Source organism: Acinetobacter sp. G11 (genome assembly GCF_049808495.1).
Lineage (GTDB): Bacteria > Pseudomonadota > Gammaproteobacteria > Pseudomonadales > Moraxellaceae > Acinetobacter > Acinetobacter kookii.
In genome coordinates, this window is the sequence record NZ_JBNCAT010000011.1 from 61,632 (window position 1) to 69,983 (window position 8,352).

Sequence of the window (8,352 nt, forward strand, 5' to 3'; positions counted from 1 at the left end):
ATGATTTGAGAGTCCTCTTTATTATAAACGCTAAAACTGGTTTTACTTGTTTTTGAGCAACAAATTGCAATTGAAAAGCCTTGCGAGATGCTGCTTTAATCTTCAGTAATGGATTGAATATGCATAAGAAGAGAGGACGAATAATCAATGAGATTAAAAAAGGATAAAAATTCAGGCTTATGGTTGAGCACTTTTCTTTGCACGCTTTTGTTGAATACTTCAATTTGGGCATCACCCAGCATAACACCTGCCAGTACCGATAATTTAAAGGTTTATCTGGAGCAAATCATCGGCCCGCAGGGACATCGCCATTATAAGAATAGAGAAGAATTACAGCGTGTTTCCGCATGGATTAAAGAACAAATGCGTTTGTTTGGCATCCCTTGCCAGTATCAGAATTATGCGGTCAATGGTTTGGGTTACCGCAATGTGGTGTGTACTTTAACCGCAGGTCACTCCGACAAAATTATTGTCGGTGCGCATTATGACGTGTTTGGGGAGCAGCAGGGAGCAGATGATAATGCTTCCGGAGTAGCCGGGGTGATTGAAACCGCGCGCATATTGGTACAGCAGAAATCCCAGCTGGCACATAATGTCGAATTTGTGTTTTATACCTTGCAGGAGCCGCCATTTTTCAAGACCGAACAGATGGGCAGTTTTGTGCATGCAAAATCCATTCAAGCCCAAAAAGACCACATCCGGGGCGTGTATATTTTAGAGATGATCGGGTTTTTTGATGAAAATCTGGTGCAGGAATATCCTGTTGGACTGAAATGGGTTTATCCGCAACATGGTAACTTTATTGCAGCGGTCAGTAATATACAATCCTATGACTTGAGTGCGAAATATTGTGAATCGATGCGAATACTGGACCGCCTGGAATGTCAACGACTGGTGGCACCGTCCTTTATCACGGGGATGGAATTTTCAGATCATCTGAATTACTGGAAGCTTGATATTCCCGCGATGATGATTACCGATACGGGTCATTTCCGTAACAAGCACTATCATCGAGCCACGGATACCTTAAAAACACTAAATATTGCCAAAATGGCCCAGGTGATCGATGGACTGGCTTATAGTTTAATGATGCAGGCTGATGAATAGAAACCCATAAAAAACGCAGTCCCTGAATAGAATACTGGGACTGCGATCAAAAGGTCATCCACCTGGAGATGTAGATGACCATTCACATAACTTATTAACAACTTTCTAACTAGAAATAAATTAGAAACTTACAGCGCATCTGTGTCTCTATAATATTAATTGGGGATGAGCTGCTGATTTTTCAAGTTGATGCTTTATAAATATCTTCAAATTTTTACACAAAAAAAGAGAGCCGAAGCTCTCTTTTTTTGTAGCAAATTACAATTAATGACGGGCTGCTTTGCCTTCTGCAATTGGTTTAACAATTGGAGCTTTCACCAGCGGTTTCGGCGCTTCAACCAAGGCAAATGGCAAGATTTCATCAATGCTTTTCACGGTCTTGATTTCCAGGCCGGCTTTAACATTTTCTGGAATTTCCACCAGGTCACGAGCGTTCTCTTGAGGGATGAATACCAGTTTAATGCCACCGCGGTGTGCAGCTAAAAGTTTTTCTTTCAAGCCACCAATACGCATTGCACGACCGCTCAGATTGGTTTCACCGGTCATGGCGATATCAGCACGAACTGGAATGCCCGTGAAGGCTGAAACCAGTGCAGTGGTTAAGGCCAAACCTGCAGATGGACCATCTTTCGGTGTTGCACCTTCAGGCAAATGCACATGAATATCGGTTTCTTCAAATCTTGAAGCTTCGATACCCAAGGCATCGGCACGGGTGCGTACGACAGTCATTGCAGCGGTAATGGATTCTTTCATGACATCACCGAGTGAACCGGTGGTAATGAATTTACCTTTACCTTTTACGGCTGCAACTTCAATCGAAAGCAATTCGCCACCCACCGAAGTCCAAGCCAAGCCATTGACACGACCCACTTGCGCTTCTTCTTCTGCCATACCGAAGTCGAACTTATGTACGCCTAGGTAATCAGACAGGTTTTCAGCAGTGACATCGATATGCAGGTTTTTGGCTTTTTTGCTGACCGCTTCTTTCACCACTTTACGGGCAATTTTTGACACTTCACGTTCCAGGCTACGCACACCGGCTTCGCGAGTATAACGACGCACGATGTCACGAATCGCTTCTTCATGAATGGTCAATTCTTTTGCACGCAAACCGTTGTCTTTAATGGCTTTAGGAACCAGATAACGCTCGGCAATATTGACTTTTTCCTCTTCGGTATAACCCGGCAGACGGATCACTTCCATACGGTCTAAAAGAGCCTCAGGAATATTCATGCTGTTTGCAGTACAGATGAACATCACTTCAGACAGGTCAAGATCAAGATCGAGGTAGTGATCGTTGAACTTGCTGTTTTGTGATGGATCCAGTACTTCAAGCAAGGCAGAAGCAGGGTCGCCACGGTAGTCCTGTGCCATCTTGTCAATTTCATCGAGCAAGAACAGCGGATTCTTCACGCCAACTTTTGTCAGTGATTGCACGATTTTACCCGGCATCGCACCAATGTAAGTACGGCGGTGACCGCGGATTTCCGCTTCGTCACGTACGCCACCTAGGGCCATACGCACAAATTCACGACCTGTAGCTTTGGCAACCGACTCACCAAGTGAAGTTTTACCTACCCCTGGAGGGCCAACCAGGCAAAGAATCGGGCCTTTGAGCTTTTTCACACGAGATTGTACTGCAAGATATTCCACAATACGGTCTTTGACTTCATCTAAACCGTAGTGATCGGCATCTAAAATCTCTTGTGCTTTCGCCAAATTGATGCTGACTTTGCTGGCTTTATTCCAAGGCGTATCTAAAATCGCCTCGATATAATTGCGCACCACAGCAGCTTCACTTGAAGCCGGTTGCATGGCTTTGAGCTTACGGAATTCAGATTCGGCTTTTTTACGCACGTGTTCCGGTAAATCGGCTTCTTCCAGACGACGTTCAATTTCTGCGACATCATCTTCAGCACCGCCATTCATGTCGGAAAGCTCGCGCTGAATCACCTTCATTTTTTCATTCAGGAAATATTCGCGCTGGTTTTTCTCCATCTGGCGTTTTACCGAGTCATGCAAGGTTTGTTCGATCTGCTGTTCTTCAGACTGTTGCAGCAAATAAGTCATGAGCTCAGTCAGATGTGCTTCAAAGTCATCGTGTTCCAGGAACTTTTGCTTGATATCGATGTTCAAGGGCACACGGGTGGCCACAAAGAACAACAGTTGCAACAAGTCATCGATTTTATTTGCAGCAGTAATCAATTCACGTGCATTACGTAATTTGGCTTCTGCATACTGGGCAAATAAAGTTCGCAGTTCTTGCACACGTGTCGCTTGAGAGGCCGCCGCAACATTCACGGTCATTGGGCTAATGGCATGTTCGGCTGATAAGTATTCATCATGGTCGATGATTTTGACTAGCTTGGAACGGTGTAAGCCTTCAATGAGTACCTTTATACAGTTTTCATCATTTTCATGATTCACAACTTGCACAATCTTCGCGACAGTACCGTATTGATATAAGTTGTCGTGATCAATTTCTTCTGTAAGAGAATCTTGTTGTGCAACTACAAATACGAGATTGTCACTGTTACGGGCCACGTCAACTGCTTTGATCGATTTTTCACGACCTACGAATAACGCAATTTGCATGTGTGGATAAACCACCACATCTCGTAGCGCTAAAAGTGGTAATACGCTTGGAACCTGTGCATCTAAGGTTTCTTGATTCATAATAATTTCAGACATGGGCACTCCTAATGAGTAACAATGGTGTTGCCATATTTTTATAGTGAAGTGTATTTTAAAAATTACAAGGGCAGGGCAAATGAAAATGTATAAAAAATGAGTAAATATGTGATTTTAAAATATTCCTATCAGTCAAAAATACCAATTCAACGCTTAAAATGTAGATATTTTGCTGGGGTAAGTAAGGCATCCAGAGGTTGATCCCAGGTTTCGCGATGCAGGCGGAATGGAATCAATTGAAAGTCATGTGCAAGACCAAGCCGATAGGGCTTATGGGGTGCACTGGCCAGGGTTTTGTCGTAAAAACCGCCACCCATGCCTATACGTGTGCCATAGAGGTCACAAGCCAGTAAAGGCATAATTAAAAAATCCAGCGTCGAAACATGCGCCCCACGCCCGGCCATCGGTTCTTTCATGCCCAAGGGATGATATGAAAACTGATTGTTCCGGTATTGTTGTTGCGTAATTTTGACCCAGTGCAATTGCTGGTTCATGCTGCAAATCATCGGCAGATAGACCTGCTTATGCTTTTTAAAGCAGTATTCAATAATTTGTCTGGTATGAATCTCTCCAAAAGCCTGCAGATACACACCAATTTTTTTTGCATGCTGAAAATGTTTGAGCCGGATCAGTTGCTGAAGTACTTTTTGTTGTGCCTGTTTTTGTTGAAAGCTGGAAACTGCTCTGCGCTGATGTCGAAGTTGCTTGCGTAAAACTTTTAAATCCACAGACATCTTTTATTTGTTCCCAAAAAATAGATAAATATTCATCTTATAAAGCAGTTTAACTGTTTTTCAGCTCTTTCAAAATCGGGCAGCCGCTTTCACTGGTGGTTTTACATTCATCCACCCAGCTGCTTAAACGGGTTTTGAGTGCCTGCAATTCCTGAATCCTTTGGTCAATTTTTTCCAGGCGTTGCTCTATGACATGCCTTACCTGTTCACGGTCTTCGAGTTGAAGTTGCAGTAATTCCTGTATTTCACTGAGCTGCAAGCCTGCATCTTTGCCTTTTTGAATAAAGCTTAAGGTTTCAATGTCTTTGTCGTTGTAATAGCGGTAGCTCTGCGTGGATTCAGGTACGCGCATTAAACCGATGCGCTGATAATAGCGAATGGTTTCGACATTGACATGACAGTGTTTGGCCAGTTTTCCGATGGTGAGCATAAAATATCCTCAAATGACTTGACTCTGTACCTGGGTACAGACTTTATGCTAACACAATGAAAGAATAAAACAGGTGAGTCGGATGAATGAGCAACAAAAATCTTCCTGCTGTGCAAAACAGAATTCAGCTCTTGAATTAGTAACAGTTGATCCAGTATGTGGAATGAATGTGTCTGAGCATTCGGAACATGCTTTTGAATTTGAGGGGAAAAAATATTTGTTCTGTTGCCATGGCTGCAAACAGAAATTTATCAATTCTCCTGAGCAATACCTTCAGCAGCAAAACAAGCCAGCTTCCGGCTGTGGCTGTGCCAGTCGGGCAAAAGCTGCTGCATCATCCAGTTCGTGTTGTGGCAATCAAAAGGTTGAAGCAGAGCAATATATTGATCCTGTCTGTGGCATGACCGTGACAGATTTATCCAAGCCGCACACTACCTATTTAGATAAAAGTTATTATTTTTGCGGTCAGGGCTGTCTGGATAAATTTCAGGCCAATCCGGAACAGTATTTAGAAAAAAATAAACCTAAAGCTTCGGGCTGCGGTTGTGCATCTAAACCAAAAGCAGATGAAAAAAAGTCTTGCTGTGGTTCGCAAAATCAACCAGCAGTAGCGCAATCCTCAGGCTGTTGTGCGGGAACCAAAGCGCAAACCGTAGAGCAAGTGAGTGAAACAACGGTCGATCCCATCTGTGGCATGCAGGTGAAAACCGATTCTAAATGGCACAGCCAGTTTGAATCAAAAGACTATTATTTCTGTTCAGAACGCTGTTTGACTGCATTTAACCAGCAGACTGAGCAATATGTGCAGACTCAGCCAACAGCATCTTCCTGCTGCGGTTCAACAGCAAAAGCGGCCGTTGCAGAAAAAAAATCCAGCTGCTGTGGCGGAACTCATCCTGCATCAGTACAGAGTTCAGAAATTGATCCTGTGTGTGGCATGTCGGTGGATACTTCAACCGATTTAAAAACAGAGTATCAGGCGAAAACTTACTATTTCTGCAACCCGTCCTGCCTGGAAAAATTTAAAGGCGACCCCGAGTTTTATCTGCTTCCGGCAGACCAGCGACCTGTGCCAGAAGGCGCGGAAGATATGGACTATACCTGTCCGATGGACCCTGAAATTGTGCAGAAAGGGCCGGGAACCTGTCCCATCTGTGGCATGGCATTGGAGCCGATGCAGCCAAGCTTAAATGATGCCCCCAATCCTGAGCTGGTCGATTTCAGCCGTCGCTTCTGGATGACGTTGCCACTGACTTTAATTGTCTTTGCGCTGGCCATGGGTTCGCATATTCATGCCTTTATTCCGCAGCATATTCAGCCGTGGATTGAACTGGTGTTGTCTATTCCCGTCATCCTTTGGGCAGGAAAACCTTTTATTGAGCGTTGCTGGATTTCCTATAAAACCCGCAACCTGAACATGTGGAGCCTGATTGGTGTCGGAGTGCTGGCGGCATTTATTTACAGTCTTGTGGCGACGGTTTTTCCATCCCTGATCCCGATGCAGGCCAAAACCGGTCATGGGGTTGCCGTGTATTATGAAGCGGCCTGTATGATTGTGTCCTTGAGTTTGCTCGGGCAAATCATGGAACTGAAAGCCCGTGCCAAAACTGCAGACGCACTTAAATCCTTGCTGAAACTGCAACCGCATACCGCAAAACTGGTGCAGCATGATCAGGTGGTTGAAGTGGATATTGGCATGGTGAAACAGGGCGATATCCTGCAGATTTCTTCAGGGGACCAGATTCCACTCGACGGCATTGTGGTGGAAGGCAAAACCTATGTCGATGAAGCCATGATGACTGGTGAACCTGTTCCGGTGAAAAAAGAAGTTGATGACCGAGTGATTGGCGGTACGGTGAACCAGCAGGGCAGTATCCGTATTCAAACCACGGCAGTGGGTGCCAATACCACCTTGGCGAAAATGATTCAGACCGTGGCGGAAGCACAGCGTTCCAAAGCGCCGTTACAAAAACTGGCCGATGTATTTGCCAAATATTTTGTGGTGATTGTTCTGGCGATTAGTGTGTTGACCTTTATGGCGTGGATGCTCTTTGGCAAAGCTCAGTTTGATCTGGCGCTGATGTGTGCAGTGGCAGTACTGATTATTGCCTGTCCATGTGCTTTAGGGCTGGCAACGCCGATGTCGGTGATGGCCACCACAGGGCGGGCAGCGCAAAAGGGCGTGCTGTTTAAAGATGCAGAAGCGATTGAGGCCTTAAGCAAAGTCACCACTTTAATTGTCGATAAAACCGGAACCTTGACTGAAGGTAAACCGAGCCTGAAAGAGATTAAACTGCTTTCAGATAAAGCCCAGCAAACGCAGGTGGAACAATGGATTGCCTCGATTGAACAGTATTCAACCCATCCGATTGCACAGACTTTAACCAGGCTGGTTCCGCATGAACAATTGCTGAAAGTCAGTGATTTTGAAGATGTCACCGGTTTTGGGGTGAAAGGGCAAATTGAGGGTCAAACCCTGTATGTGGGCAGTCAAAAGCTGATTGATCAGTTGGGTTTGCAGCTTTCTGCACATGCTCAAGTGAAGCTGAATGCTGAGCGCGAGAGCGGTAATGTGATCAGTTTCCTGGCCAATGAGCAGCAGGTGTTGGCCTATATCTCCATTCATGATGCGATTAAACACAATGCCCATCAGGTGATTGATCAGCTGATTGCCGATGGCATTGAAGTGGTAATGGCGACCGGTGACCATGAACAGAATGCCAAGTTAGTCGCGGCTGAGCTGGGCATTCAGCAGGTTTATGGCAACTGTACCCCGACTGAAAAATTAGATCTGGTTAAGAAATATCAGGCTCAAGGCAAAGTTGTGGCAATGGCGGGCGATGGCATTAATGATGCACCGGCTCTTGCCCAGGCCAATGTCGGTGTGGCGATGGGCAATGGTACCGATATTGCCAAACAGACGGCTCAGGTGACTTTGGTCAAAGGTGATATTCGCGGTGTAGCCGATGCGATCCATATGGCAAAACTGGGCGTGAAGAACATGAAGCAGAACCTGGCATTCTCTTTTGTGTATAACGGCCTAGGTGTGCCGGTTGCGGCGGGTGTTTTTTATCCATTGACTGGGCTGTTATTAACCCCGATGCTTGCTGCAGTGGCCATGTCGCTGAGTTCGTTGTCTGTCGTGATTAATGCTTTGCGGCTGCAAAAGTCTAAATAACTGAATGCCAAAACTTAAATGAGATACCCAAGATGAAAATCTTGGGTATTTTTTTTGCATAAAATATCAATCAATATGAGGGGGAATAAAATTTAAAAATGTGGTGGTGTTTCAAAAAGTATGCTGAAAAAAACAATATGGCTTTTGATAAAATAGAGGTATGAAAATAACGCTACAAATCAAATGTCCTACCTGTCTAAGTAACAATATAA

General features: G+C 44.8%; 5 protein-coding genes. 2 read left to right on the forward strand and 3 right to left on the reverse strand.

Annotation, left to right across the window (positions count from 1 at the left end; translation table 11 throughout):
- The first annotated feature begins 147 nt into the window (after window positions 1-147).
- Complete coding sequence (locus tag ACPUEY_RS06465) at window positions 148-1,107, forward strand: M28 family peptidase (RefSeq protein WP_425121568.1); 960 nt, start codon at window positions 148-150, stop codon at window positions 1,105-1,107.
- A 264-nt stretch (window positions 1,108-1,371) separates the two neighbouring features.
- On the opposite strand, the gene lon is transcribed toward ACPUEY_RS06465, so the two are convergent.
- The 3 genes from lon to ACPUEY_RS06480 form a co-directional block, all read right to left on the reverse strand.
- Entirely contained in the window at window positions 1,372-3,798 is a 2,427-nt protein-coding gene (gene lon / locus ACPUEY_RS06470; protein ID WP_425121569.1) for an endopeptidase La, read from the reverse strand.
- Window positions 3,799-3,944: 146 nt separating this feature from the next.
- The gene (locus ACPUEY_RS06475) at window positions 3,945-4,532 is read right to left on the reverse strand and encodes a 5-formyltetrahydrofolate cyclo-ligase (protein ID WP_131273273.1); all 588 of its coding nucleotides are present in this window, start codon (window positions 4,530-4,532) and stop codon (window positions 3,945-3,947) included.
- Window positions 4,533-4,581: 49 nt separating this feature from the next.
- On the reverse strand, window positions 4,582-4,962 hold the full coding sequence (locus ACPUEY_RS06480) for a MerR family transcriptional regulator (protein ID WP_131273272.1): 381 nt from the start codon (window positions 4,960-4,962) through the stop codon (window positions 4,582-4,584).
- An 82-nt stretch (window positions 4,963-5,044) separates the two neighbouring features.
- On the opposite strand from ACPUEY_RS06480, the gene ACPUEY_RS06485 reads away from it, so the two are divergent.
- The gene (locus tag ACPUEY_RS06485; RefSeq protein ID WP_425121570.1) at window positions 5,045-8,140 is read left to right on the forward strand and encodes a heavy metal translocating P-type ATPase; all 3,096 of its coding nucleotides are present in this window, start codon (window positions 5,045-5,047) and stop codon (window positions 8,138-8,140) included.
- Window positions 8,141-8,352: the final 212 nt, after the last annotated feature.